This is a genomic window from Stenotrophomonas sp. CCNWLW162, assembly GCF_037203745.1.
GTDB lineage: Bacteria > Pseudomonadota > Gammaproteobacteria > Xanthomonadales > Xanthomonadaceae > Stenotrophomonas > Stenotrophomonas maltophilia_AQ.
In genome coordinates this window covers 133,270-158,651 of record NZ_JBBCBL010000003.1, presented here as the reverse complement: position 1 = coordinate 158,651, position 25,382 = coordinate 133,270, and the positions used below count along the sequence as shown (strand labels likewise).

Sequence of the window (25,382 nt, the reverse complement as noted above, 5' to 3'; positions counted from 1 at the left end):
GCGCGATGAAGGGAATGCGCGTGTTGCTGACCGGTGTCGCCGGGCTGGTGGGGCAGGGCGTGGCCAAGGCCTGCCAGACTTCGCCAAGGGTTGCCAGCCTGACCGCTCTGGTACGGCATCAAGGCAGCCTTGCCGTCGCCGGTGACGAGCTGGTGGTGCCGGACTTCCTGCGCATCAATGAGCAGCGCGATGATCTGGTTGGCTACGACGCCTGCCTGTACTGCGCAGGCGCGCCACCTGTGGGCACTGCCGAGGCTGAGTACCGGCGGGTGACCCTGGATACCACGCTCGCCGTCGCGCGCGCCTGGGCCGCTGCGAACCCCCGCGGTTGCTTCCTGTATGTATCTGGCGCAGGCGCGGACCCGCAAAGCCGGATCATGCCGCTGCGGATCAAGGGCGAAACCGAGCAGGCATTGCGTGCGTTACCGCTCCGGACAGTCATGCTGCGCCCTGGTGGCGTCCGCCCGGTGGCGGGCACCGGTACCCGGCATGCCCTGCTGAAACCGTTGTACTGGGGTGGTGCACCGCTGATGAAACTGGCCGGGGTGATTACCCCTGGGCTGGTGACCAGCAATCTTGCACTGGGCCAGGCGATGATCGCGCTGGCCGGCATGGGCAACCCGCCCGCGACGGTGGAGTGCGCTCAGATCAACCGGATCGCTGCTGGCGAAGGCGACCCGATGGCCTGATTTCCGCAGGCCTGCGGAAATCAGAACACTCACAGTGCCACCGGATTAGCCTGCCAGACCGAAAAGTTCAGCGCAGCGGCGAACGATATCCAAGCCAGGTAAGGCAGCAGCATCACCGCGGCACCGCGATGGATGCGCGCGAATGCAAAGATGGTGGCGCAAACAAGTACCAGCAGTACAAGAATATCGATGAAAGCGAGGGCGCCCAGCTTCCAGCCGAAGAACAGCCAGCTCCACAGTGCATTGATGGCCAGCTGCAACAGATAGAGCGACAGTGCTGGCCAGGCCCCGCGCCAGCCGCGTTCACGCCAGACCAGCCACGCTGCAGTCGCCATCATTGCGTAGAGCAGGGTCCATACCGGACCGAACACACGGGCCGGCGGCGCCCAGGAGGGAAGTACGAGGCTGGCATAGAAGCTGGCGGCTGACGTCGAGGCCCAAGCGCCCAGCGCAGCGGCGGCAAGCGTGATCGCGATCCAACCCAGCAGGCCAGCACCTTGCGTGCTCCTCTTCATTGCATGCATCTCCTGAATAGGTATGCCGACGCATACGCACAAGCGCGGCAGATGGATGCGGTACGGGCACCTTCAGTCCGAAGAACTGGCGGCGCCTGTTCCCTGGCTCGTCGGCAACAGTGAAGGCCGCTGATCGAACCACTCGCGTGCCTTGGCCAGATGCCACTGGCGATGGTCGCCATCCAGCTCGATGCCGGCACCGAGCAGTCCCCAGCGCAGGTAGAGATCGCCACGCTTGCGCTGTTCCAGCAGATCCAGCCGCGCGCGCACCGAAAGACGATCGTTCTCGGCCTGCAGGCCGTCGATCACCAGATGACCCGGGCGCCAGCGCAGCGTGGCCCGCGCATCGACCTGCCCGGAATCCAGCAGGGACAGGGTCCAGCGCGGGTAGTCGGTGCGTTCGGCAAACAGTGCCAGCAGTGGCCGTGCGTCACTCAAGGTCAGGTCGGTGGTGGCATCCACCTGGAACGGCGATTGAGCATCGATGCGCCCGCGTTTGAAGGCGGCGCGTCCTTTCCACGCCGTAGTGCGCTCGCTGCCCGCCACCTGCACATTGCGCAGTTCCACCGTGGTTCCGGACAGATCGAAGTGGCGCTGGTTGAAGTCGCCGCGTCGAAGCGTGGCATTTACGTCGAGGTCGCCGCCCATGTCCAGGCCCGCAACCTTCGCGCTGGCATTGCGGCCCTGCAGGCGCGCGGTGCCGTGGCCAACGCGGCCGTCGGTGTCGAGCGTGGCGTCACCGCTGAGGCTGCCGGTGCCGCGCAGCAGCCGCACCTGTTGAGAGCCAAGGTAACGGTTGTAGGCGGCCAGGTCCGGGATGGTCGCTTCGCTGAAGCGCAGCCGCGCGCGAACGCCCTTGCGCAGTTCCTGCAGGCGGCCGTCGCCGGTAAGGTCCACGGCCAGGTCGCGCCCATCGAACAGCCGCACGTTCCTGGCATCGCTGGGGCGCGCGGTGAAGCGCGGCAGCCGGATCGCCAGCTGTGCCTGAGTGGGTGTCCCGGCCTTCAGCTCGCCATGCGCGCTGGCCGTGCCGGCCAGACGCACGCCGGCCACTTCGGCCACGGCTGCGGCCGAGGGAATATCCACGGTGCTGCCTTCGATCAGTTCACCATTGCGCAGGCGTAGATCCGCCTTCAGCGTGCCGCCGCCATCCAGCTGCAGCCACGGTTTGCGTACGAACAGGGCAGGGATCCAGTTGAGCGAGGTGAAGGTCCATTCGCCGCGCACAGTGCCGGAGCTGCGTTCCAGCAGCTGGGCAGGGTGCTGGAATGGAATCTCGCGCCCGGTGATGTGCAGGTCGGCATCGATGCCAGCGGCCGAATCCGGGCGTGGCGGCAGGCGTGCCTGCAGGCGCATGTCATTGGTCACATTGAGCTGCAGGGCCAGCACGCCACGATCCGGCGCGCCGTCGCCGAGGTAGAGCGGAACCTGCCAGAGCGCGTGGTCACCAGGTTGCAGCTGGCCGTCCAACAGGTGGACCGCCAGTTGCAGGCGACCGGGAACCGGCGAGCTGGAGATGCGGGGCGTCTGCGCGTCCGTATCCATGCGCAGGCCCTGGCTGCGCGCGTCCACATCAAGTTGTGCATGCAGCAACTTCAACTTTGCAAGGCCGGGCGCCTGGTCGCGATAGTGGCGCGGATAGCTGAAGCGCGCGCTCAGATCCATGTTGCCCAACAGCTGCACGCCGTCATAGCTGGTGTCTGCTTTGCTGAACGAGACCTCGGAATCGAACAGTTCGGACGGGCCGCCGCGCAGCTGCTTGAGGAAGCCAACCGTGCCCTGGCCCTTGCCGATGATCAGCAGCTTGCCGAGACGGGCACTGCGGATGCTGTCGCTGTGGATGGCGTCGAAGCGCAGGGTCCAGCCCTGGTCGCTGCGTGGGGGCGACGGAATGGCGTCCTCGACGCGACTGATCTCGGCAGACACGCCTGTGGCCTGCAATCGGGGAACCCTCACTTCGCGGCGGAACAGGGGCAGCACGGCCAAGCGGGCGCTGGCGCGCTCGGCGTGCAGCACGTAGACGGTGTGATTCACGTGACCGCGCATGTGCACGTTCCAGGCAATGACGTGGCCGGGCAGCAGCGTGATGGCCGGGCCGGTGGTCATCACGAACTTATGCGGCTTGCGGTTGGTGACCTGGTCGAACAGCGGGCTGTTGAGGAAGATGTTGCCGGCCAGCAGGTAGAGTACGTACACGCCCAGCAGGCTGTAGCCAGCGACGCGCCATCGGCGGAACCGGTGTGGAGTGCGTGCGGGAGTAGGGGGCATGTACTGCTCTAGAGGCCGGAATTTGCTCAACTATTGCGGAACTGATGGCGGTGGCGCGTGAAGCAGGCACGACCGCAGCGCGGTTCTGCTGGTGTCCTCCTTGATTCTCACGCCAGATCTGCAGGAGTCGCATGGAGATCCGAGCCGCCATCGCGGATGACTTCGGTGCCATGTGGGCGATCTTCAAGACCGCCATTTGCCGGCCGCTTCCAGGCCGGGATCTTATGCTGCCGGCGGCGTTCCGACATCGGTAGCTGGGCCTGGTCGATGTATATGTGATGCACAGGTGTCTGTAGGACGACGTGGAGCAGGGGGCTCACAGTGAGCGGCCGCCACTGGTTCCGTGCACGAAGGCGGCGGCCAGCCGCAGCGCATCGTCGCTACCGCGATCGCCCCGCAGCGCGTGGACCAGGCGGGCGGGCGTGACACCCGTCCAGCGCACCAGATCATGCGTGGCATGGGCCTGATCGCTGTAACCGTGGCGCGCAGCGGCGGAAGCGATGGTCATGGTTTCTCCATCCAATGTGCGCAGCAACGCCTGCAGGCGGCGCACACGGGCGTATTCCTTTGGTGTCATGCCCACGGCGACCAGGAAACGGGATTGCAGGCCGCGCAGGGACATACCAAGCTGCCGTGCCAACTCGGCGATGCGCAGATCGCCCTCCGTCGCATCCAGCTCCGCAACCGCTTGTTCGACGCGCTCGTCCAGGGGGAAGCTGGCACACCGATCCCGCAGGAGCTGCCAGAGAGGCGCGGGTGTATTGGTCGCCGCGCTGGCGCGTGCGGCGGCACTGAAGATCTCGGCGAGGGAGGCATCAAGTGTGTACAGATCTGGCGCCTGGTCGCGAAGTCCAGGCAAGCAGGTGCCGGCAACCAGGGCGCTCGCGGCCGGCTGCAGCCGCACACCAACACAGAACACCGCACCAGCGGCCTGCAAACGGATAGGCCCTGACTGCTGTGCCGCGAAACAGAACGGCAGATCGGAACGGATCCGGCCATCTGCGCCATGCAGCTGCAGCGGCACGCCAAGTTCGGCCAGCAACTCGCACCGGCCATCGGGATAGATGACCTGCACGTCATTTCCGGGAGCGTCGTCCTGCAGCCACCAGATGCACTGGACGTGACGGCGGAGGTCGTCGGGGGCCGGGTGTTCGCAGTAGTCCATGCGGCATCGGACGCCATCCTGCGCGTTTTTACAAGCGCCCCAGGTGCCACGCCGCTAAGCTGCGGCCAACACATCCAGGAGGCCAGGGCATGTTGAAGTCGAAGATGGTGGTGCTGGGCGCAGGATTGGCGTTGGGAAGTGGCGCGGTCGTGGCGGCGCCGGCCGAGTTCGACTGGCTGGCCGGGCATTGGTGTGGCGGCTCCGAGGAGCGCAGGCTTGATGAGGTCTGGCTGCCCGAGGCCGGTGGCGCCTTGCTTGGCATGTCGCGCACGCTGAACCACGGCGACATGGAATCATTCGAGTACATGCGTCTGGTGTCTGCAGGCAAAGCGGCTGGCCTGCACGTGCAACCCAATGGCGTGGCGCCGACGACATTCGTTATTGCCGGGCATGGTGAGGACTGGGTGGTCTTTGAGAATCCGCAGCATGACTTCCCAAATCGCATCGAGTACCGGCGGGATGGCGAGTCATTGCAGGCGAGCATCTCTGGACCGGGCGAGGATGGGAAGCTGCTGCGGATTCCGTTTGACTATCGGCGCTGCGGAGAGTGAGTGGGAAGGCTGTCCAGGGCTGAGGTCCGGGATCTCAGGGCCGGGGAGGCTCCCGCCTGCTGGGCGGCAGTTCTGCTTTGAACATAATATACATTATGCGAAATGCTGTATCGGGCGTGATCCGGTTCGTGGGCTCCGCTTGGCAATGGCTCCGACTCTGGCTTGGCTCTTGCCTCCCTGTTGGCTCTCCCGACAAGGATGAGATTGCGGCATGAGCAAGATCGATCCCCATGATCGCATCGAACTGACCGGCCCTTGGGCCGGTTTTGGATTCCAAGCTGGGCACATGTTCACCCCTGAGGGTCACCAGTTGGAGCCTTGCGACATGACCTGGTGGTCCCTGACCTGCAACATCGCACGGAAATGGCGGCTGATGATGGCTGAGGCGGCTCCCCGGACCTCAGCTTCGCGGAAAGCTTCGACCACGGCGAAATCCAGCGTCATCTACCTAGCCGAAGCTCTCAGAATTCGCCGAGAGCGACGGTGCGGCGTACGTGATCCCGGCCCCGACGCCGAGGCATCCAATGTGGTCTACATGAGTCGTGGGCCGAGACCGCGCCAGCGCGTGTAAGGCGCTTCCGTAGGGGCGCTGCCCCTGCAGTCTGGACGTGATTGGGGGGCGTATGGAGCGCGAACGGCCTGAGTACCTTCCGCCGATTGAGCGAAGGCGCTGGAATTTCCCGTGGCTGATCACCGGATTTTTGACTCTGGTGAGCCTTACAACCATCGGCGTGCTTACGCTTGGCCGGACTAATAGTGCCTGGAGTGAGCGTTTTGAAGGTGTGCGGCGATCTATCGAGGCCACTGAGCAGTCTTCGACGGCGAGGCCTGAGCGGTCGACAGCTGTCAGTTCGATGCCATCGACGCCTCCCGAACGCCTGCAGGCACAGCCACCCCAGAAAGCGCAGGGTCTGCGCTGTATCAATGGGATGTTCTTCCGTCGAATTGAAGGTGGGTGGGAGAACCTTCCCGGCTCTCGGTGTGGCGACCTCCCGGCCAGTGCTGTGCAGTGCTTTGCTGGAAAGCCATACAGACAGATGGATGCTGATGGGGGCTGGGTCCTTTCGCCGCGAGATCGTTGCCCGTGACGCGTCACGTTAATCAGAAGCTCGCCGGGTTACGCAGACGGTGTGGATGGGCGTGCTCGAGAGCTCGATCTCATTGCCTACAGGACTGTTACAAATAAAGACTTGGAGGTGGTCTCGGCCGTGCTCGCAAGCTGCAAGAAGGATATGGAGTCTTTGCCGAACAGGGCAAAGAACAAGAAGCGGCTGTATCACTTCACCTTGCTGTCCATCGTGGATGCTCCCTTGGTTGATGTCTTCTACAAGGGGAATTCGCCGACTGTGACCGAAATAGACGGGATCACGCATCTTTCCCGCTATATGGTCAATCGAAGAGAGCTGTCCGCCTTGGTGCACTTTGTTCGGGCGAGCGCCCTGCCCCAGTACTTGAAGTGTCTTACTGAGTCGGCAGCTCCCTCTGTTGAATCAGGATTCCGAGCTATCTGAATCGGTGACTGCGCTCCTAAAGAAACAGGCTAGGTATCAAGATAAGCTCCGGTTTGCGCTTGATGTGCCCTTTTAGGTTGCTGATTCACTGCTCCCGGCAGTGGAGCCATTCACCGGGTTCTACCCCGATAAATCTTCCTTGCCTCCTGCCCCGCTGATGTCCGCTTCTGGCCAATAGCGGACACGACGAACGGATCGGCCTCAAGTCGTGCCCTCAGAGCTACTAGTGTGCCCGCCCACCTTTGGCCGTTAGACAGGTAGTCGCTGCAACCCCTACTCACATGGGATAGATCAGGCACGTACCTCTCCTTGCTGCAGCCAGTCCTTGCTGAGCAATGAGATCTCGGCCTGGCAGAAGTCCAAATAGGTTCTGATGATTGACGAAGGATGCCGATGCGAGGGATACAGCAGGTGAATCTGCTGCTGGGGCAATGGACACTGAGGCAACAGTTCCACGAGGTCACCCGTGCGAATTGCATCTGCCGCCAGGAAGGGGGGCAGCTCGGTCACGACGTCTCCGGCCAGAGCGCGGCTGCGCAGATGTGCATAGTCGTTCGTGGCGAGGACACTGCGAGGCTCAACGTCGTGCCCCCCGATTAGCCAACGACCCCGTGCATTTGCACCCAAGACCCAAGTGGCGCACGGGAATTGATGAAGATCGTCGATCGATCCCGGAACCCCAAGACGCTCTATCAGTGCTGGAGACGCAACCAGCAAATGGCGATATTCCAGAACCCGTCTCGCCACCATGGCTTCATGGGTAATGGTGCCGACACGGAGCGCAACATCGATTCCGTCTTCAATCAGATCGATGCGCCTTTCGGTGGTGTGCACCTGCAATTGAATGTCCGGGTATTGCAGCTGGAACCGCGACAGCAGCTCCCACCAAGGCTCGAACGCAGGTGGAAGTGACAACCTCAGGCGTCCCTTCAGGCGCGCCTGGTCACTGACCACGGATTGCTGTGCCTCGGCGAGCAGTTCAATCCCGCGCACCGCGTGCTCGTACAAGCGTGCGCCGGCGTCGGTCAGGCGGGTGCCTCGAGCCGACCGCTCCAACAGCTGAACGTTCAACTCGCGCTCAAGCTCCCGAACCCGCCTACTCACGGTAGGCAGAGGCAGCTGGAGTCGCTCGGCTGCAGCCGAAATGCTTCCGGCCTGCACCACTGCGACAAACATCTGCACGGCGTTCAAGTCCACGATCTAGCCTCTCATTTATGGCAGGAGCGATCTCAAATATGAGGATTCTATCTCATTTTTGAAACCCGCAAAGTTGCTCCACGCCACCGATCCCCGGTGAGCCAACTGGAACATCCCATGTCTATTGCAGCAGTTCTCAAGTCCTACGAAACCGCCCTGAATGGCAGAGACACCGACACCATTCTGAGTCTCTATAGCGCCGAACCGGTCTTCATGCCGCAGAACGCGCCTGCCCTAGAGGGGCGTGAGGCCGTACGTGCGGGCTATGAGCAGGTATTCGCCACCATCAAGCTCAATGTGACCTTCGACATCCACGAAGTCGTTCAGGTTGGCGAGTGGGCGTGGGTGCGCACGAGCTCGGCCGGCCGCACCCGAATCCTGGCCGCCGGCGTCGAGGTGACTGAGGGCAACAACGAGTTGTTCGTGTTCCGCCTGGAGGCCGGCGAGTGGAAGATCCATCGCTACCTGTTCGCCACCAATCAGCCGCGCTCCTGAGGAATCCGTCATGAAGGCATATGTGATTGAACAGGCCGGCGGCCCAGAGGTTCTGCAGCTGCGCGACATTGGCGCACCCGAGAGCAACAACGATGAGGTGCTCGTCAGGGTCCGCGCATTCGGGTTGAATCGTGCCGAGGTCTATCGACGCCAAGGCAAGATGGGCCCGATCGATAGCCCCGTTGTACCCGGTATCGAGGCCGTGGGTGAAGTCATCCGGGATCCGAGCGGCACCTTCCGCACGGGACAGCGGGTCGCAACGGCCATGGGCGGACTGCAGTTCAGCCGCCCAGGCAGCTATGCCGAACAGGTGAGCGTGCTTGCGCAGAATCTCATCTCACTTGACGGTATCGACCTTGCCTGGGACGAGCTGGCGGCACTGCCCGAGTCCTATCTGACAGCCTGGGGTGCGCTGGATCGCAGCCTCCGGATCCAGAGCGGGCAGACCTTGCTGGTGCGAGGTGCCACGTCGGCAGTCGGCATGGCCAGCGTTGCTTACGCCAAGGCACGTGGACTGAATGTCATTGCCACCACGCGCACGGTGAGCAACGAAGCGCGGCTGAAGGACGCGGGTGCTGACGAGGTCATCGTCGATACCGGAGAGATCGCGGCCCTGGTTCGACGGTCGATCCCGGTCGGCGTGGACGCCGTGCTGGAGGTTGTCGGCGCAGCGACGCTGCGAGACTCGGTCAAAGCGCTTCGCCCCTTTGGCGGAGCATCGGTCATCGGCCTTCTGGGTGGTGCACCGGTACTCGAGTCGTTCCACCTGATGCAGGACCTTCCTGGCGCGGTCCATCTGAACTTCTTCCCGAGTGGACTGCTTGGAACCGCAGCATTGCCGCTGAGCGAATCCCCGCTTCGCTGGATTGCGCAGGAGATCGCCGCCGGCCGGATCCCATCGTCGCGTACCAGGACCTTTGATTTCGACGACGTCCGGCAGGCCCATCGACTGATGGAAAGCAATGCGGCCGTCGGCAAGTTCGTCGTACAGCTTTGACCTCTCACAGATAATCGAGAAATCCCATGCGTACCTATTTCGCCTCACTCGCCGTTCTACTGGCTCTGTCTCCTTTCGCAGCTCTGGCCTCTGGCAAAACTGCCATGCCAAGCCCGGACACCACGGCAATCACCCGCCAGCTTGAGCGCTATGAGCAGGCGCTCAACAGCTCTGACGTCGACGCGGTAATGCGTCTCTACTCGGACAATGCGGTCTTCATGCCGCAGCACAGTCTGCCGGTCGCGGGAGCCGAAGCAATTCGATCTGCCTATCAGCAGATCTTCAAGACCATCCGGTTGAGCATCGACTTCACCATTGATGAAATCCAGCCGCTATCGCGCGACTGGGCATTCGCCCGCACGCGTTCCAACGGAACGGTAAAGGTACTGGCCAAGGATGGACCGGCGGGGGCGGAAGCCAATCAGGAAATCTTCCTGCTGCACCGTGGCAAGGATGGGCAATGGAAATTCGCCCGTTACATCTTCTCCACCACAAATCCTCCGCGTCAGCCGTGAGCCATGAGCATGAACACTTCTCTTCAATCCCTTACCCCGTGGTGACATGCAGCGCTCTGCCCCGCAGAGCCCGCCCCATTATCGTGACGCGTCACGCCCGATCAGCACCGCCCCATTTGGCGCCCCACCCCTCCCCCACTATAGTGCCAACCCCCACAAGGACGAGGCGGCACACATGCCCTATATCGGAATCGGACTCCACGTACTGGCGGCCATCTACTTCGCGGTGCACGCCATTCGCTCGGGCCAGAGCCTCTACTGGCTGATCCTGCTGTTCTCGTTCCCGCTACTCGGCAGCGTCGTCTACTTCCTTGCGATCTACTTCCCGGAAGCCCGCAACTCGCGCGGCGCACGGCAGGCAATCCGCTCCGCCAAGCAGCTCATGGACCCGGGCCAGGACCTGCGTAACGCACGCGCTGAGCTGTCGCGAACGCCCACCGTGCAGAACCGGGTTCGCCTCGGCATGACGCTGCTGGATGCAGGCCAAGCGGAGGAAGCCAGGACCCTGCTTGAGCAGGCGGCCAGCTCGCCACTGGGTGACGACCCCTACATCCTTACCGGTCTGGCGCGCGCCCGCCTCGAGTCCGGGCACGCCGCGCTTGCAGTTGAGACGCTGGACGGCCTGTTCGCCCGTCATCCAGATGTGCGCCGCAAGCCGGAACAGACCCTGCTCTATGCACAGACACTGGCCGCCGCCCAAGCAACTGGCACCCGCGCCGCGTTCGAGCGCGCCGTCGAATGCGGAAACGATGCGGCCGCCCGCTGCCTGTATGCCGAATGGCTGATGACACAACCGCAGCCCGCCGACCGCGAGCAGGCCCGCAGCCTGTTCGCCAGCATCATCGACGATGCCCAACACTGGTCACGCCACGCGCGCAGCCACAATGCCGCTTGGCTGGAGCGAACCAAAGCCGCGATGAAGAGCTACTGACGTCTGGCAGCCTTTCAATCCTGTCGCATCCGCCTCGCTCATGACCTCGCCGGGCGGATGCCGACAGTCCGCAGGCCTGCGCCACCGATAGCGCCGAAAGCATTGCAGCGCAAGGCGGCTGCCCCCTCGTGCCGCATGCAACGATTCTGAAAATGTTGAAAGTAGTGACGGCATCGGCCTTACTGCATTGGCATCGCGCATAGCCAGGCGTATTCCTGTTCATGCCACCGAAAACGGGTGGCCGAGGCCTCGAAATCCTCGGTTGTGCAAGAGAAGTATGCGCTTGTCAGCCGGCACCACGCCCTGTGGTGCCGGCTGGCAATCCGTCGGCCGGCTATGGCGGGCGGTGCGTGGGGGCCTTGTGCCCGCCGGGAAGATTGCACACCGGATTTCGAGCCCCGCACCGTCCGCCACCTTTATCGGTGGCGGCTTCTGCATGCACGCAAGGAGCCCAGCCATGACCCAGCCCTACTCCCCTGCCCCACACCCGATCCAAGACGTGCCCGCCAACGGCCCTGTGCTTGATCCCAATACGCTCATCGCCCTGCTGCACAGCATCGGCTCCGGCGCTGCCTCCGATGGCCAGCCCTGGCCGGAGCGCCATCAGATGCCCGGGCGGCGCATTGCCCTGGCGGACACCGATTGCTCCTTGGCCGGCCTTCGGGTGGTGCTGGAAATCCTGCTGGCCGCACAGCGTGCCCGCGAGAACGGCGAGTTGGAGCAATACGTTGGCCCGCGCGTCATGGAGGGGCTGATCATGGCTGGGCTGGGACTTACGGCGCACGCCAGCACACGAGTACGGCCGGACGACTGAGTGGCGCGGTACTGCTGGGCGGCCACTGCGCTGTGCCTCGTGGCGGTGGTTGCGGCACAGACGCGGTGGCTGGTGCCCCCACTGCCATCTCCCATCGGATTCCAAAGCATCAACGAAGATCGATTCTCACAACTGCGCCGCCAGGCGATGCAGTTCGTGGAGTCTCGGCCACCACAGGGATTCCAGTTCGTGGAACGGCATCGAGATGCCGAGTTCCAGGTTCATTGCCGAGGCATACCAGTGCTGTGGCTGGAGAGGCGCTCGCCGCATGTGCTGTTGCAGGCATCACTGGATGCGAAGCAGCGGGCGCCCGCAGTTCTGCAGATGCGGGCAATCCTCCAATGGCAGTTGGAGCCATTGGATTATCTGGAACAGGTGCTGGCTGGTGTGCCGGAGCCTGTTCTGATGGATCGGGTGCTGCAGATGCTCGCTGGCGAGGTGCCTGATGGGGTGCGATGTGGCATGCCGTAGTCGAGCACGGCTTGACTCTACAGGGGCGCTGGCCTCATCGAAGCCGAGGCGCACTTTTGACAGCGCCGCTGCGGCCGCTCACATGCCCAGATCGGAAAGCCCTGGGTGATCATCCGGGCGACGCCCGAGCGGCCAATGGAACTTGCGCTCGCCTTCTTTGATCGGCATGTCGTTGATGCTCGAGAACCGATGCTCCATCAGGCCATCCGCTCCGAATTCCCAGTTCTCGTTTCCATAGGAGCGGAACCAGTTGCCGGAGTCGTCGCGCCACTCATAAGCGTAGCGCACGGCAATACGGTTGCCGCTGAAGGCCCAGAGTTCCTTGATCAAACGGTAGTCGAGTTCCTTCTTCCATTTGCGGGCCAGGAACTGCCGCGCTTCCTCGCGGCCGTGGGTGAACTCGGCACGGTTGCGCCAGCGGGTATCGAGCGAATAGGCCAGCGCGACCTTGTCGGCATCTCGGGAGTTCCAGCCATCCTCGGCAAGGCGAACTTTCTCGATGGCCGATTCACGGGTGAACGGCGGCAACGGCGGACGGGGTGCTTCAGTGGACACGGCGGGGCCTCCAATCAAGTGGATGAACGGGGTGCTTCGACGGATTTTGATCACTCAGGCGTCAGCGCCTGGCCTGCTCCAACAACACCTTTGCAACATCCCTGGCAGTGTCTGCGGCGTTGTAGTCGCCCATCACGCGCGAGACGGTGATGGCACCTTCCATGAGAACCAGCAGCTGCCGCGCCAGTGCGTCCGGCTGCTCGATATCCAGCTGCGTGGTGAGTTCCAGTGTGTAATCCAGCAGCTTCTGCTTGTGATGCTTTGCGATGTGGCGAATCGGATCGTCGGGGTCGCCCACCTCGCCCGCGGTATTGATGAAGGCGCAGCCGCGATAGCCCTCGGACTCGAACCAGCCCTTGAGCACGGTGAACATGCCGAGGATGCGCGCTTCCGGGCTGTCGGCCTTGTCGCACTCCTGCTGGAACCACTGAAGCCAACGAACATCGCGCGCGTTCAGTGCAGCTGCGGCTACCTGGCCCTTGTTTTCGAAGTGGCGGTAGATGCTTTTGCGTGCCACACCCGAGGTCTTCACCAGCAGGTCCATGCCGGTGGCGTGGATCCCGTTCTGGTAGATCAGCGCCTCGGCCGTGGCCAGGATCTTCTGTTGGGTATCGGTGGTGATTGTGTTCACGATGCCAAGGTAGAACGATCGTTCTACCTTGTCAACAGGCAATGGGCGGCGTTTCGCGTGCACACATCCATGCAGGACGATCTATCAAGAAATGCGTACATTTCATCATCCAGACGCCCGATTTAGGTCGCAAAGTACGTCTCACCACCCAACCATGAGACGCCCTGCATGAACACTTTCGCCCGCACCCTGGCCATTGCCGCCCTCGCCCTCCCGGTCCAGGCCGGCCTGTCCGCCCAAGCCGCCGAACCGGCCAAGCCGGCAGCAGTCACCAGCATCGCGCGCACCGCCAGCTACATCACCACCGCCGATGGCGTGCAGCTCTACTACAAGGACTGGGGCCCGAAGGACGGCCCGGTCGTCACCTTCAGCCACGGCTGGCCGCTGAACTCGGACAGCTGGGAATCGCAGATGATCTTCCTGGCCAACCACGGCTACCGCGTCATTGCCCATGACCGTCGTGGCCACGGCCGTTCCAGCCAGCCGTGGGAAGGCAACGACATGGATCACTACGCAGATGACCTGGCCACGGTGATCAACACGCTGGACCTGCACGATGTCACTCTGGTGGGCTTCTCCACTGGCGGCGGCGAAGTGGCGCGCTACATCGGCCGCCATGGCTCCGGCCGGGTGAAGAAGGCGGTGCTGATCAGCTCGGTGCCGCCGCTCATGCTGAAGACCGCCGACAACCCGAACGGCCTGCCGATCGAAGTGTTCGATGGCATCCGCAAGGCGCAGATGGACAACCGCGCACAGCTGTACAAGGACATCCCGTCCGGCCCGTTCTACGGCTTCAACCGCCCAGGCGCGAAGGTATCGCAGGGTCTGATCGATGCATGGTGGGCGCAGGGCATGCAGGGTGGCCACAAGAACACCTACGACTCCATCGCCGCGTTCTCGGCCACCGATTTCCGCGCCGACCTGAAGAAGTTCGATGTGCCCACCCTGGTCATCCACGGTGATGACGACCAGATCGTGCCGATCGACATCTCCGGCCGCCAGTCGGCGAAGCTGATCAAGGGCGCCAGGCTGATCGTGTACCCGGGTGCGCCGCATGGCCTGACCGACACCCACAAGGATCGAGTCAACCAGGACCTGCTGACGTTCCTGCAGGAAAAGTGAGTCCCCTGGGGCTCCGGCATCTCGCCGGAGCCCTTTCCATCACCTCACGCTTTCGCAGCCGCACGCCACGCGGGCCACGCTTCGTTGATGACGCCAATCGCGGACTTCAGGAACAGCAGCGCGATGACCACGCCCGCCGCGATATCCGGCCAGCCGCGTCCGGTCAGCGCAACGCCACCGGCAGCCACCAGTACACCGAGGTTGGCGGCGACATCATTGCGGGAGCACTCGAAGGTGCTTTTCATGTTGATGTTGAGCGTGCGGAACCGCCACAGCAGTGCCAGGCACACCAGATTGGCCAACAGCGCGATGGCTCCGAACCCCAGCATCAAGCCACTGGAAGGCGGAACGCCGTGGGCCAGCTTGCCGACCACCTCCACCACGATGAACACGAAGAAGCCCAGGATCAGCAGCCCCTTGGCGAGTGCTGCGCCGGCCTCCCAGCGCGCTCCCCGCTTCACTGCCCACAGGCTCAGGCCGTATACGATCGCATCGCCCAGCATGTCCACTGCATCGGCCTGCAGGGCGCTGGAGCGCGCCACGATGCCCGCGCCGAACTCGATGAAGAACATCGCCAGGCTGATGATGAGTACCGCCACCAGTACGCGCCGCTGCGCACTGTGGAGGGCCAACGCTTCCAGTTCCCGGCGCTTGTGGCCGCAGCAGTGGTCCATGGATGACTCCCGCCAGGCTGTGGCCGGGCTTGAAAAAGGTTGGGATAGTCGTTATCAACCCTGTAGCCACTACAAGGTCAAGCCCGTGTCCGCCCACCTCACCATCGGCCAACTGGCCCGCCAGACCGGCACCAAGGCCGAAACCATCCGCTATTACGAAAAGATCGGCCTGCTTCAACCACCGCTGCGGTCGGACGGCAACTACCGCTATTACAGCGCCCAGGACCAGCGGCGTCTGTCATTCGTGCGCCGCGCCCGCGAGCTTGGCTTCTCCATCGAGCAGATCCGCGAGCTGATCGCCTTTGGTGAGCAGCGCGAACACGAATGCAGTTCGGTGGACGACGTGGTGAAAGCGCACATCGCGGATATCACGCGCCGGATCCATGACCTGCAGGCGCTGCAGGGCGAACTGAAGCGAATGATCGGCAATTGCCCGGGCGGCCGCGTGGCCGATTGCAGGGTGCTGGAAGCCCTTCAGCCGCAGCCTGGCCCTTGACCTTGTAGCTGGATCAAGGTTTACAACGCCGGGCTACTTCGCCACCGCGTGGCCCCGCCGCCCTGACGACCCATGACCCTGTTTCCCCATCCGCTTGCCCTGGCGTTGAGCGCCGCTCTGCTGTCCGCCGCTGCCTCGGCCAGTGCGCATGAACCACCCGCCGCGCACGACGACCACCACGATGAGGCTGTGGAGCTGGATGCGGTGGTGGTGCAATCAACCCGGTCAGGGCGTCGCGTTTCCGACGAACCGATCCGGGTAGACGTCGTATCGCAGGAGGAGATCGAGGAGAAGCTGCTGATGTCGCCGGGCAACGTCTCCATGCTTGTGGCCGAGACGGCGGGCGTGCGGGTGCAGAACACCTCGCCGGGCATGGGCGCATCGAACATCCGCATCCAGGGCCTGCGCGGTCGATATACCCAGCTGCTGGCCGATGGTCTGCCGCTGTACGGCGGTCAGTCATCGTCCATCGGCCTGCTGCAGATACCCCCGACCGACCTTGGTAGTGTCGAGATCATCAAGGGCAGCGCGTCGGCGTTGTACGGCCCGGCTGCGTTGGGTGGCGTGGTGAACCTGATATCGCGCCGGCCCAAGGAGACTGCCGAGGCCGAGATGCTGCTCAATGCCACCAGCCGCGGCGGCCAGGACGTGACCGGCTACGCAGCCGGGCCGCTGGCCGCGCACTGGGGCCTGTCGGTGGTGGGTGGCTACCATCGCCAAGACCGCCACGACCTGGACGGAGACGGCTGGGCTGACATCCCCGGCTACGAGCGTGCCACGGTCAGGCCACGGCTGTTCTGGGAATCGGAAAATGGTGCGCGTGCGCTGCTGACGGCAGGCGCAATGCGCGAGAGTCGGCTGGGCGGGACCCTGCCCGGTCAACGGGCGCCCGACGGGCAGCCCTTCGCTCTCACGCAGCGCACGGAGCGCATTGATGCCGGCGCGGTGGTCGATGTTCCGGTGCGCGAGAGCGACCGCCTGCAGGTGCGCGCATCGGCCATGTCCACCGATCACGACCACGGGTATGGCCCTGAGCAGGACAACGACACCCATCAGACCGGCTTTGCGGAAGTCAGCTATGCGTCCGGCGTAGGCGCCACCAGCTGGCTGGCGGGCATTGCCGCGCAGCAGGACCGGTTCCGTTCCGCCCGATACGCGCAGTTTGATTACCGCTACACCGTGCCCGCCCTGTTCGTGCAGGCCGAGCAGGCGCTGCGCGATGACCTTACGCTTTCCGGCAGTGCGCGCTGGGATGACCACAGCACCTATGGGGGGCATTTCAGCCCCCGCGTGTCACTATTGTTCCGCCCTGACGACTGGACCCTGCGCGCGTCGATCGGCAGAGGCTTCTATGCTCCTACGCCCTTCGTCGAACAGATCGAGGCCGCTGGCCTGTCACGCCTGGAGCCGCTGAGTGGCCTTCGTGCGGAGATCGCTACCACGGGGTCCATCGATGCAGGCTACGTGCATGGCCCCTGGGAGCTGAACCTCAGCGTGTTCGCATCCGACATCGACCATGCGGTGCGCCTGGTGGAGTCTGTAACCGCCCCGGGTGAACGTGTGCAGCTGATCAATGTGGCGGGTGTCACCCGCACCCGTGGCAGTGAACTGCTGTTGCGCTACCGCTGGCAGGACATCACGGTGACCGGCAGCTATGTCTACACCGACGCGCGAGAGCCCGGCGCGGAGGGCGCTGGCCGCCGCCCGGTCTCCCTCACGCCCCGGCACAGCGCAGGACTGGTTGCCATGTGGGAGCAGCATGACCGTGGTCGCGTGGGCCTGGAAGCCTACTACACCGGCATCCAGGCGCTTGACGAAAATCCCTGGCGTCGACGCAGCCGGCCGTATCTGGAAGTGGGTGCACTGGGGGAGATTGTGCTGGGAAGAGTCAGCCTGTTCCTCAACCTGGAAAACATCCTCAACGTCCGCCAGAGCGGCTACAACCCGATGTTGCGGCCTCGCCGCGCCGACGATGGCCAGTGGACCGTGGATGCATGGGCGCCGCTGGAAGGGTTTGTGGTGAATGGTGGCGTGAGGATGAAGTTCTAGGCGGAGGTCGTCTGCTTGGCCACACCATCCGTCGCCTTCTGTCCCTTTGGACGCACGCAAATGACTGTCCTTCCATCCCGCGATCGAGCCGCATCATCGAAAAATCGGTACCGATATTTGCAGATCGTCAGCCAGATCAGAACGAAACCTGCGCTCGCACGCCGACGGTGTTGCCGGAATCCGGCCGCTGCGCGTTGCCGACCTTGTTGTCGGTCTTCCAGTGAACATAGTTCAGCATCAGGCGTGACCAGTTGTTGAGGTACCAGTTCACCCCTAGCGTCCATGCCGTGCCCTCGCCGCCCCGGGCCGCATCCAGAAAGTCGTAGCGGTCGTAACGCGCCGCCAGCTCGAAAGCGCCGGCGCCCCCCTCCTGCACCGGGCGCAATACCCGCGTGGTGCCCCATACCCCGGAGCGGCTGCTGAATCCGGGGCGCTCGCCGGTGATCAGCCAGCCGGCGTAGACCGATGTCGCCTGCTGGTCGACCGAGTCGACCGTGCGTGACTCGATGGTGCGGGTGGTGTGTTCGGCGAAGGCCCACACCGAGCCGTACACTCCACCCATCTCAAGCCCCCAGGCGTGGTTGACGGTGACATTGGCGATGGAGCTGGCCGACACGCGCACATTGCCGTTCCAGCCCAGCGCGATCGGGGAGGTCTTGTTGATGCTGCCCACGTCCTGGGCGAGATCCTCGTACCAGTACCAGCCTCCCAGATGCACGAAGCCTGCCTGGCCACGCAGTGGGTTCCAGTGTGCGCGCAGCAGATACGCAAGGGTGTCGCTGGCCGTGCTGTCATTGCCGATATCGTCGCCGGTCACCGCCACACTGGCGTGCCAGCCATCACCGATCACCTTGGTGGTGACGCCCAGCCCGTAATACCCGCTCTGCTGGGCACCCACAGACGCCACCGCATTGCGCTGCATGAAAGGCGTATTGACGCCGCTGGTGCCACCATCGATCCCACGGTCCTTGAGCTTGTTGCCCACGTAGATTTCCGTTGGCAGGCCACCCAGCCGCGTGTCCCAGGACAGATAGGTGTCCTTCAGCGAGACATCGTTGCCCGCAAAGTCCGCATCGATCTTGTAACCCAGCGGTCCCATCCGGCCTTCGGCGCCGAGACGGCCGCTGGCCAGATCAGTGCCGTTGATATTGCGTGCGTCAAATCCGGAACCGTGGGTACTGCTGAAGTCGACCATCACCCGCCCACGGGGGTGGAAGGTGAACTGGCCATCGCTGCTGCGGAACTCAGGGCCTCCCTTGCGCCAACGCACATTGCCATCGCCCCCGCCACCGGTTGCGGCGAGCTGTGCCACCTGCGCCTGCAGAATGGCCATGTCGTCCTGCCGGGTGTCAGCGATTGCCGCAGCCACCTGCACATCGACGCCCGTACCTCTGCCAGGTGCCGCGCCCGTACTGTGCGATCCACGTTCCAGTGCAGCCAGGCGTGCACTCAATTGCTCCAGCAGGGTTGCCTGTTCACGCAACTGCTTGGCCTGCTGCTGCACCTGTGCACGCAATCCGGCTTCGGTATCGCCGGCCGCAGCCAGCACAGAGGGTGAAGCCAGCAACAGGCAGCCGCCGGCAGCCGCGCCAAGCGCGGCATGCTTCAGTGAATTCATGCAGTTCTCCCGAATGAAATACAGTGCGCGGCTCAGTCGCCCGCGCCGCCATCGTCCAGCGAGCGCGGTGGCTGAGCTGCAGCCGTGGGTATCGCGTTGGCATCGTGCGGCGGCAGCCGCGCAGGCGGCGGCCCGAGGTAGCCGTGGCTGCGTGCCCAGTTGGCGAAAAGGCGCGGCCACTGCGCGACCAATGTCCCGGGCTTGCCCAACCCCCAGCTGTGACCACCGGCTTCGAACAGGTGCAGCTCCACCGGAATACCTGCCGCATGCGTGGCCTGGTACATGGCCACGCTGTGGCCGACATCCACGGTGCGATCATCCACGGCCTGGGCCAGGAACACCGGCGGCATGTCCTTGCGGACGTGCTGTTCGACCGAATAGGCCTGCTGTGCGTCGTCCTGGCTCGCCAGTTCCCGCTTGGACCGGGTGTGGTCCAGCGGCGCGCGCATTGAAACGACCGGATAGATCATGGCAAGGAAGTCCGGGCGCGCTGACAGCTGGTCGGCTGCATCCACCGGCGGATACAACGGGGCATCGAAGCGCGTGGCAACAATTCCGGCAAGATTGCCGCCGGCGGAAAAGCCCAATGCGCCGATGCGCTCCGGATCGACCCCCAGGCTTGCCGCCTGCGCGCGCAGCAATCGCATGGCGCGCTGGCCATCCTGGAAGGGCGAGACCGGTGCCCACCCATCGGCAGGCAGACGGTAGTAGACCACGGCGGCAGTGACACCCAGCGATTGCAGCCACTGCGCCGTCGGCTTGGCAGCGCTGCCGATCTGGATGCGGAAGTAACCACCACCTCCGAAGATCACCACGGCTGTCCCGTTCGGTTTCAGCGGTCGGTAGATCTCCATGCGCGCGTTACTGATGCCCGAGACCGCGCCCTTTGCGCTGCCCTCGATACCGATCCGTTCTGGGCCACGTGCGCGTTGCTGCCAGTGGCCCTGCGGCCACAGCGGAACCACCTCGGGTGCCGGTGCGGGCGGCGCTGCCGGCAGCGCGCCCGCGAGCAAGGGATTCAGCAGGAACAGAAGCACTGCCAGCCCGCGCAGTTTCCCCACATGCAGACTCATATCACGCCCTCCCGTCGGCCTTTACGTGGCGAAGTGTGCGTCGAGTTGCGTTGGCGACCTATAGCCGGATGGGACTAGCTGGACCGTGTTTTTCTGTGTGCACTGCAGCATCAAAGTGGACACCTTTGGCTGGAGAGTCACCAGAGAATTCGCCATTGCACGGTTTCGTGGTGCCCCGCACCGCCTGCGCCAGGCCCGACGTCAATCACCCAGAAAGTTCCGTGGCCGGCTGGCCCAGCATCGGGTAGCCCAGGCTGATCTGCTGCAGCAAGTGCAGCGGGCGGGCAATGGCGTCTTCTTCCATGAAGAACGCATCCGCCTGGTCGACCGTCATCTGCAGGACTTCGGCGATGCTACGGCCATTTATGCTGCCAACTCTGTTCACCGCTGCCCTTTCAATGTGGCCGGCCATCGGCGGGCAACACGGATCTACTTCCCGGCCGCTTGGATGCGCCCTGCCCTTGTGGTCGCATTTCCATCGATGGCCCAAACGCTGTCCCTGTGGCCCACCTTCGCGCGCTTCCTGGAACGCCTCGCCAGCTGCCAGAGAATGAGGGCAGCAACGATTGCGGTCGCATCCACGGCCCCCCCAGCACTTGAATGGTTCCAGGTGCCGGGCACGCCGGCCAATGCTGCAAGACTGCCGAGCGGGATCAGTGCCGTCACCATGGCGCCAACGTACAGCAACTCATATGCCGAGCGCGCAGCCCCTCGCAGGAACGCCCAACCGACTGCCATCAGGAAGACCGCATAGTAGATGCCTTCGTGCCATGCCGGCACATTGGCAACCAGGTCAGGAAGCCACTTGGTAGCTGCCAGTGTTGCCGAGATGCCGATGACACAGCCCAGGGACACACCGATGGTCAGCGATCCCAGCACCCGGGTGGATCGCTTCTGTTCGGGAAGGCTGGCATCGCGCTGCTTCTTGCGTCGTGACTCGATCCACAGCAGGTTGCCGGTGTAGAACACGATCGCACCGCCAAGCCCAAGCAACAGGTACATCCAGCGCACCGGGTTCCCGCCAAAGCTGCCGAAGTGAAGCATGAAGAAGGCATTGACGGCGGTATCCCAGCCACCCATGTGTCCTGGCAGGTCATGGGTGTCCACCACGCCAGTGTAGGGATCGAGATGGGTGCTCATGTAGGTGCGGGCACGGGTCCCGTAACGGATATCCAGACCGCTGACACGCCCCTCGACCTCACTACCCTTCTGCTGGAAGCCCAGGCTGTAGACCTCAAAGCCCGGCAGCTGTGCCTTTACCTTTTCCAGTAGTGCCGGAGCGGACAACGGCTGAGCACCCGGGGCAGGCCCGGCATCGTGCTCTTCGCCCCATTGGATGCCGTTGGGATAAACCACCTTGTCCTGGATGTCGTAGATCTGATCGTGGAAAGCGAATACCACGCAGGTCACGGCCATGATCAGGTGGAACGGCAGGCTGACGATGCCCAGCGCATTGTGCACATCCAGCCACATACGCTTGATGTTCTTACCTACCCTCACGGCGAAGAAGTCTTTCACCAGCGTCGGCAACAGCACGATGACGCCGGAGATCAGGGCCACGGTATACATCAGCGCAATGGTGCCCATGATGGGGCGCGAAATCGCATCGGGGAACGGCAGACCGACGAACTGATGCAAGGTATCAACAAGCTGCGCCACCGGTGCCTTGCGCAACTGCTCCACCTGGAGGTGGCCCTTCTCGTCAAAGCTTGCGCCAAACTCAGTGAACTGCCGTGGCTTGTCGCCACGTACTCGCCAGATCAGGCGTGCAGGCGCTTCAGGCGACGTCTGCACCATCACGCTGTAGTTCTTTGCCGCCTCGGGATGCGCTTTGAGTACTGCGGCCAGCAGGTCAGGTGCACGTTCCATCGGGACCGGCGCAGACAGCGCAGACGGCGGTGTCGCCCATCGCTCCAGCGGCTTCTCGAACATGGTGATCGAGCCCGCATAGAAGGCGATGAACAGCATCAGGCCAGCAAAGATGCCAACCCAGATGTGCACGTCCTTGTAGACCTTGATGATGTCGTTGCGGATCTTCATGTGAGGTCCAGTCAGCCTAGGTGGCTGCGCGCCAACCAGAGCCCGCCAAAGGCGACTGCGTTGGCAGCACCCAGCCACAGCCAGGCGCTTGCGCTGCTACGAAAAAGGAAAACAAATGACAGGATCGGGGCCCACAGCAGCACGACCAGCCACATGTTGAACTGGGCCTTGCCACCCCCGCCATCAATGCCGCCGGGCCCAAACCACGCGAACAGGCCGGACAAGGCCAGGGAGAGCCCGAAGCCCAGGAATACACCGGCACACGTCTTTCCGAACCAGTGTCGGCTCTGCAGCTTGTCAGGGCTGGCCATGGCCACCTCCACGCTGTCGAGCGCGCCAGACGCCCAGGAAGGGCGCCGCCGACCAGACCAGCATCAGAATCGTCAACCAGGTGAAGAAGGCCGCAGCGCTTCCCATCAAAGACAGGAACAAGGCCAGCGAGACCAGCGACAAGGTGCTGCCGGGAATCCATTTCCCACGCGCAGGCCAGGGCCCGGCGTGCCGCCACTGCTGTTTCGGCGACGCCAGATAGAACAGCCATGCCCCAACCAAACCCGCGGCTGAAGCCAGCACCGCCATCACTACCGACATTTTCTGGAACTCTCATTTGGAAGCCCCGTGACCTGGCTGGCCGGTCACGGGGTGGAAGGGTTACCAGGTGAACCGAGCAGTAGCCGTGACGGTGCGTCCCGTGCCGAAGAAGCACGAGGAGACACCGCTGCACGTGGTCACGAATCGCTTGTCGGTCAGGTTGCTGACGTTGAGTGCGAACTGCGTGCCCACGCTCCCGATCGCACCGACGTCATAACGGATGGCTGCATCCCACATCGTGTAGGACGGAATCAGGTAGACGTTGGCGCTGTCACCGTAGCTTTCGCCGTTGTAGCGGACGCCTGCGGCAAGGCTGAGGCCTGCGAGTGCCCCGCCCTGGAAGGTGTAGTCACCCCACAGCGCAGCGGTCCAGTCCGGAACCATCGCCAACTGCTTGCCCTGATAGCCGTTGTTGCTCTTGGTGACTTCCGAGTCCATCCACGATGCGGCACCGATCACGCTGAAGCCATCGAGGGGGGTGATGCGGCCTTCCAGCTCGACGCCACGTACGCGGCCTTCGCCATCCTGGACCTGGCACTGGCTGGACCCAGTCGTGCCACAGGTGTTGTGGCTGGGATCAGGGTCGTTGGTGAGGATGTTCTGCTGGCGCAGATCGTAGGCTGAAAGCGTGATCAGGCCATCGAATCCAGACGGCTGATACTTCACGCCCACTTCCCATTGCTTGCCAGTGATTGGGTCGAACGGGGTCCGGTCGAAGGACTGTGTAGCTGTGCTGCCTGCCGGCTGGAACGACTCGGCATAGCTCAGATACGGCGTCAGGCCGTTGTCAGCCACGAACAGGATGCCAGCGTTGCCGCTGAAGGACTCGTTCTTGATGCGGCTCGGCGCGCGTGCGCCATAGCGATCCGTGGCCACGGTGTACGACTGCGTCCAGGTGTCGTCCTTGGTCCAGTCGTAACGGCCACCCACGGTGAAGCGCCACTTGTCCAGCGCGATCTGATCCTGCAGGTAGGCACCCGTCTGGCGGTTGACGCCTCCCGAGTAACTGATGCTGTTGGTCACCGGAACATAGCCGGTGTAGACCGGATTGAAAATGTCGATCGGCGCCGGATCACGCATCGCCCCGCGTGCCGCATCCCAATCGGCCTTCTGCCAGTCCACGCCCACCAGCAGCGTGTGTTCAGCCGAGCCGGTCTGGAACTTGCCGGTAACGCGGGTGTCGATGGTGTCGCCCTGAGAGTCTCCCTCGCCCCAGGTGGCACGGCGCTTCTGCGTGCGGCCATCCGGGTTCAGGCCACCATTGGTCACCACGGTGCGGAAGGTCGACTCCACGTTGGTGCGGCGGGCACCCTGGCTCAGGGTCCAGTTCTCATTGAAGGCATGTTCGAACAGCCAGCCGGCCGTCCAGATGGTTCGGTCGTAGGTGTTCCAGTTCGGCTCGCCAATGAAGGTCGTGTTCTTCATGCGCCCATAGGGGGTGGCCTTGAGCGTGCCGTCCATCGGCAGGAACTGGTAGGTCGAGCCGCCGTCATCACGCTGGTAGAGACCCAGTACCGTCAGTCGCGTGCGCTCGGCCATCTGGAAGGTGTAGCTGGGGGCCAGGAACCAGTGCTGCTGCTGGGTGTGCTTGATCTGCGTGTCACCGTCGCGATACAAGCCCACCAGGCGCCCGAGGTGGCGCTTGTCGTCCGATGCCATGCCCAGGTCGAACGCGCTGCTGTACTGGCCGTTTCCATCCAGACCCAACTGCAACACCTGCTGCTGGTCAGGTGTCGGGGTCTTGCTGACCTGGTTGACCATGCCGCCCGGAGCCACCTGGCCATACATGACGGCCGACGGCCCCTTCAGCACCTCGACACGGTCCAGGTTCCAGCTGTCCACCATGGTCCGGTTCCACTGACCGCCCTGTGGCGCACGCATGCCATCGATGGTGACGTTGTTGCTCCAGCTGCCGGCATCGAAACCACGGATGCGGAAGTCGTCGACACGGTTGTCGATGCCGCCGCTCTCCAGGACAACACCGGCCACGTAGCGCATCGCCTCGTTGAGGTTCTGCACACCACGGGCATCGAGCTCTTCGCGGGCAATGACCGAGACCGACTTGGCCATTTCCGCAACTGGCGTGTCGGTCTTGGTGGCGCCGGAGGTGTGGGTGGTGGTGCGATAGGCGTTGACGCGCACCGCATCCAGTGTGGTGGCGCTGCCATCGGGTGTCTGTGGTGATGAATCTTCAGCGCGCCCAACCAGCGGCAATGCCAGCATCAGGGCAACGGAAGTGGACAACAGGGTGCGCATGGGCACTCGGGAGGTAAGTGTGATCTTGGACATTGAAGGGCCTACGGTAGGAAGTGCGCCCTAGGCGGCAGCTGCGGCGGCGTTAATTTCGCGTTAAATAATACCAAATGCAAATCGTTCGCACTAGCATCCGCAGGCGCCTGCCCTTTTGGGGTCGC

At 63.6% G+C, this 25,382-nt stretch carries 27 protein-coding genes; 13 read left to right on the top strand and 14 right to left on the bottom strand.

All coding sequences use genetic code 11. The features are described 5' to 3' along the window. Positions 1-5 precede the first annotated feature (5 nt). Positions 6-689: a Rossmann-fold NAD(P)-binding domain-containing protein gene (locus V9K93_RS09555; RefSeq protein ID WP_046982940.1), complete on the top strand. Its 684-nt coding sequence runs from the start codon at positions 6-8 to the stop codon at positions 687-689. A 29-nt stretch (positions 690-718) separates the two neighbouring features. On the opposite strand, the gene V9K93_RS09550 is transcribed toward V9K93_RS09555, so the two are convergent. The 3 genes from V9K93_RS09550 to V9K93_RS09540 all read right to left on the bottom strand — a co-directional run bounded on the left by V9K93_RS09550 (position 719) and on the right by V9K93_RS09540 (position 4,637). Continuing rightward, on the bottom strand, positions 719-1,204 hold the full coding sequence (locus tag V9K93_RS09550; protein WP_337302462.1) for a TspO/MBR family protein: 486 nt from the start codon (positions 1,202-1,204) through the stop codon (positions 719-721). A gap of 72 nt (positions 1,205-1,276) precedes the next feature. Continuing rightward, complete coding sequence (locus V9K93_RS09545) at positions 1,277-3,472, bottom strand: AsmA family protein (protein ID WP_337302461.1); 2,196 nt, start codon at positions 3,470-3,472, stop codon at positions 1,277-1,279. A gap of 316 nt (positions 3,473-3,788) precedes the next feature. Next, on the bottom strand, positions 3,789-4,637 hold the full coding sequence (locus V9K93_RS09540) for a helix-turn-helix domain-containing protein (protein ID WP_337302460.1): 849 nt from the start codon (positions 4,635-4,637) through the stop codon (positions 3,789-3,791). 89 nt (positions 4,638-4,726) lie between these two features. On the opposite strand from V9K93_RS09540, the gene V9K93_RS09535 reads away from it, so the two are divergent. From V9K93_RS09535 to V9K93_RS09525, 3 genes are all read left to right on the top strand, one after another. Further along, a complete protein-coding gene (locus V9K93_RS09535) occupies positions 4,727-5,188 on the top strand; it encodes a DUF6265 family protein (protein WP_337302459.1) in 462 nt (153 codons plus the stop codon). A gap of 211 nt (positions 5,189-5,399) precedes the next feature. Then, positions 5,400-5,759, top strand: a complete 360-nt coding sequence (locus V9K93_RS09530) for a DUF3653 domain-containing protein (RefSeq protein WP_337302458.1) — start codon at positions 5,400-5,402, stop codon at positions 5,757-5,759. A 559-nt stretch (positions 5,760-6,318) separates the two neighbouring features. Continuing rightward, positions 6,319-6,699, top strand: a complete 381-nt coding sequence (locus V9K93_RS09525) for a hypothetical protein (RefSeq protein WP_337302457.1) — start codon at positions 6,319-6,321, stop codon at positions 6,697-6,699. Between the two features lie 291 nt (positions 6,700-6,990). On the opposite strand, the gene V9K93_RS09520 is transcribed toward V9K93_RS09525, so the two are convergent. Further along, positions 6,991-7,881: a LysR family transcriptional regulator gene (locus tag V9K93_RS09520; RefSeq protein WP_248298485.1), complete on the bottom strand. Its 891-nt coding sequence runs from the start codon at positions 7,879-7,881 to the stop codon at positions 6,991-6,993. 132 nt (positions 7,882-8,013) lie between these two features. On the opposite strand from V9K93_RS09520, the gene V9K93_RS09515 reads away from it, so the two are divergent. The 6 genes from V9K93_RS09515 to V9K93_RS09490 all read left to right on the top strand — a co-directional run bounded on the left by V9K93_RS09515 (position 8,014) and on the right by V9K93_RS09490 (position 12,119). Next, a complete protein-coding gene (locus V9K93_RS09515; protein WP_136639020.1) occupies positions 8,014-8,391 on the top strand; it encodes a YybH family protein in 378 nt (125 codons plus the stop codon). 10 nt (positions 8,392-8,401) lie between these two features. Beyond that, a complete protein-coding gene (locus tag V9K93_RS09510; RefSeq protein ID WP_136639021.1) occupies positions 8,402-9,388 on the top strand; it encodes a zinc-binding dehydrogenase in 987 nt (328 codons plus the stop codon). A 26-nt stretch (positions 9,389-9,414) separates the two neighbouring features. Then, positions 9,415-9,903, top strand: coding sequence for a YybH family protein (locus tag V9K93_RS09505; protein ID WP_136639022.1), 489 nt, complete (start codon positions 9,415-9,417; stop codon positions 9,901-9,903). A gap of 175 nt (positions 9,904-10,078) precedes the next feature. Continuing rightward, positions 10,079-10,834 (top strand): tetratricopeptide repeat protein, encoded by a 756-nt coding sequence (locus tag V9K93_RS09500; protein ID WP_337302456.1) that lies wholly within the window; start codon positions 10,079-10,081, stop codon positions 10,832-10,834. Positions 10,835-11,291: 457 nt separating this feature from the next. After that, positions 11,292-11,648 carry a hypothetical protein gene (locus V9K93_RS09495; RefSeq protein ID WP_136638050.1) on the top strand — a complete coding sequence of 119 codons (357 nt, stop codon included), beginning with the start codon at positions 11,292-11,294 and terminating at the stop codon, positions 11,646-11,648. 240 nt (positions 11,649-11,888) lie between these two features. Beyond that, complete coding sequence (locus V9K93_RS09490; RefSeq protein WP_248298407.1) at positions 11,889-12,119, top strand: hypothetical protein; 231 nt, start codon at positions 11,889-11,891, stop codon at positions 12,117-12,119. A 78-nt stretch (positions 12,120-12,197) separates the two neighbouring features. Here V9K93_RS09490 and V9K93_RS09485 read toward each other — a convergent pair whose 3' ends face one another. Together V9K93_RS09485 and V9K93_RS09480 are read right to left on the bottom strand one after the other, a co-directional pair. Beyond that, a complete protein-coding gene (locus tag V9K93_RS09485) occupies positions 12,198-12,674 on the bottom strand; it encodes a nuclear transport factor 2 family protein (protein ID WP_337302455.1) in 477 nt (158 codons plus the stop codon). A 61-nt stretch (positions 12,675-12,735) separates the two neighbouring features. After that, positions 12,736-13,305 carry a TetR/AcrR family transcriptional regulator gene (locus tag V9K93_RS09480; RefSeq protein WP_337302625.1) on the bottom strand — a complete coding sequence of 190 codons (570 nt, stop codon included), beginning with the start codon at positions 13,303-13,305 and terminating at the stop codon, positions 12,736-12,738. A 168-nt stretch (positions 13,306-13,473) separates the two neighbouring features. Between V9K93_RS09480 and V9K93_RS09475 the strand changes: the two genes are divergently transcribed. Beyond that, positions 13,474-14,427, top strand: coding sequence for an alpha/beta fold hydrolase (locus V9K93_RS09475; protein ID WP_295380845.1), 954 nt, complete (start codon positions 13,474-13,476; stop codon positions 14,425-14,427). Between the two features lie 44 nt (positions 14,428-14,471). Here the strand turns inward: V9K93_RS09475 and V9K93_RS09470 are convergent, their stop codons facing one another. After that, on the bottom strand, positions 14,472-15,101 hold the full coding sequence (locus V9K93_RS09470; protein ID WP_337302454.1) for a cation efflux transmembrane domain-containing protein: 630 nt from the start codon (positions 15,099-15,101) through the stop codon (positions 14,472-14,474). Between V9K93_RS09470 and V9K93_RS09465 the strand changes: the two genes are divergently transcribed. Together V9K93_RS09465 and V9K93_RS09460 are read left to right on the top strand one after the other, a co-directional pair. Beyond that, on the top strand, positions 15,100-15,597 hold the full coding sequence (locus V9K93_RS09465) for a MerR family transcriptional regulator (RefSeq protein ID WP_295380848.1): 498 nt from the start codon (positions 15,100-15,102) through the stop codon (positions 15,595-15,597). The two genes, V9K93_RS09470 and V9K93_RS09465, sit on opposite strands and share 2 nt — an antisense overlap. Before the next feature lie 72 nt (positions 15,598-15,669). Then, positions 15,670-17,646 (top strand): TonB-dependent receptor plug domain-containing protein, encoded by a 1,977-nt coding sequence (locus V9K93_RS09460; RefSeq protein ID WP_337302453.1) that lies wholly within the window; start codon positions 15,670-15,672, stop codon positions 17,644-17,646. Positions 17,647-17,782: 136 nt separating this feature from the next. Here the strand turns inward: V9K93_RS09460 and V9K93_RS09455 are convergent, their stop codons facing one another. The 7 genes from V9K93_RS09455 to V9K93_RS09425 form a co-directional block, all read right to left on the bottom strand. Then, positions 17,783-19,264 (bottom strand): porin, encoded by a 1,482-nt coding sequence (locus tag V9K93_RS09455; RefSeq protein WP_337302452.1) that lies wholly within the window; start codon positions 19,262-19,264, stop codon positions 17,783-17,785. A 32-nt stretch (positions 19,265-19,296) separates the two neighbouring features. Then, positions 19,297-20,337, bottom strand: coding sequence for an alpha/beta hydrolase (locus tag V9K93_RS09450; protein ID WP_337302451.1), 1,041 nt, complete (start codon positions 20,335-20,337; stop codon positions 19,297-19,299). A gap of 205 nt (positions 20,338-20,542) precedes the next feature. After that, on the bottom strand, positions 20,543-20,722 hold the full coding sequence (locus V9K93_RS09445) for a hypothetical protein (protein WP_337302628.1): 180 nt from the start codon (positions 20,720-20,722) through the stop codon (positions 20,543-20,545). Positions 20,723-20,766: 44 nt separating this feature from the next. Next, complete coding sequence (locus tag V9K93_RS09440; RefSeq protein ID WP_337302450.1) at positions 20,767-22,377, bottom strand: PepSY-associated TM helix domain-containing protein; 1,611 nt, start codon at positions 22,375-22,377, stop codon at positions 20,767-20,769. 11 nt (positions 22,378-22,388) lie between these two features. Then, positions 22,389-22,688, bottom strand: coding sequence for a hypothetical protein (locus V9K93_RS09435; RefSeq protein WP_337302449.1), 300 nt, complete (start codon positions 22,686-22,688; stop codon positions 22,389-22,391). Next, a complete protein-coding gene (locus V9K93_RS09430) occupies positions 22,675-22,968 on the bottom strand; it encodes a hypothetical protein (RefSeq protein WP_337302448.1) in 294 nt (97 codons plus the stop codon). The genes V9K93_RS09435 and V9K93_RS09430 overlap by 14 nt, the downstream gene beginning before the upstream one ends. A 60-nt stretch (positions 22,969-23,028) precedes the next feature. Further along, complete coding sequence (locus V9K93_RS09425) at positions 23,029-25,224, bottom strand: TonB-dependent siderophore receptor (RefSeq protein WP_337302447.1); 2,196 nt, start codon at positions 25,222-25,224, stop codon at positions 23,029-23,031. Positions 25,225-25,382: the final 158 nt, after the last annotated feature.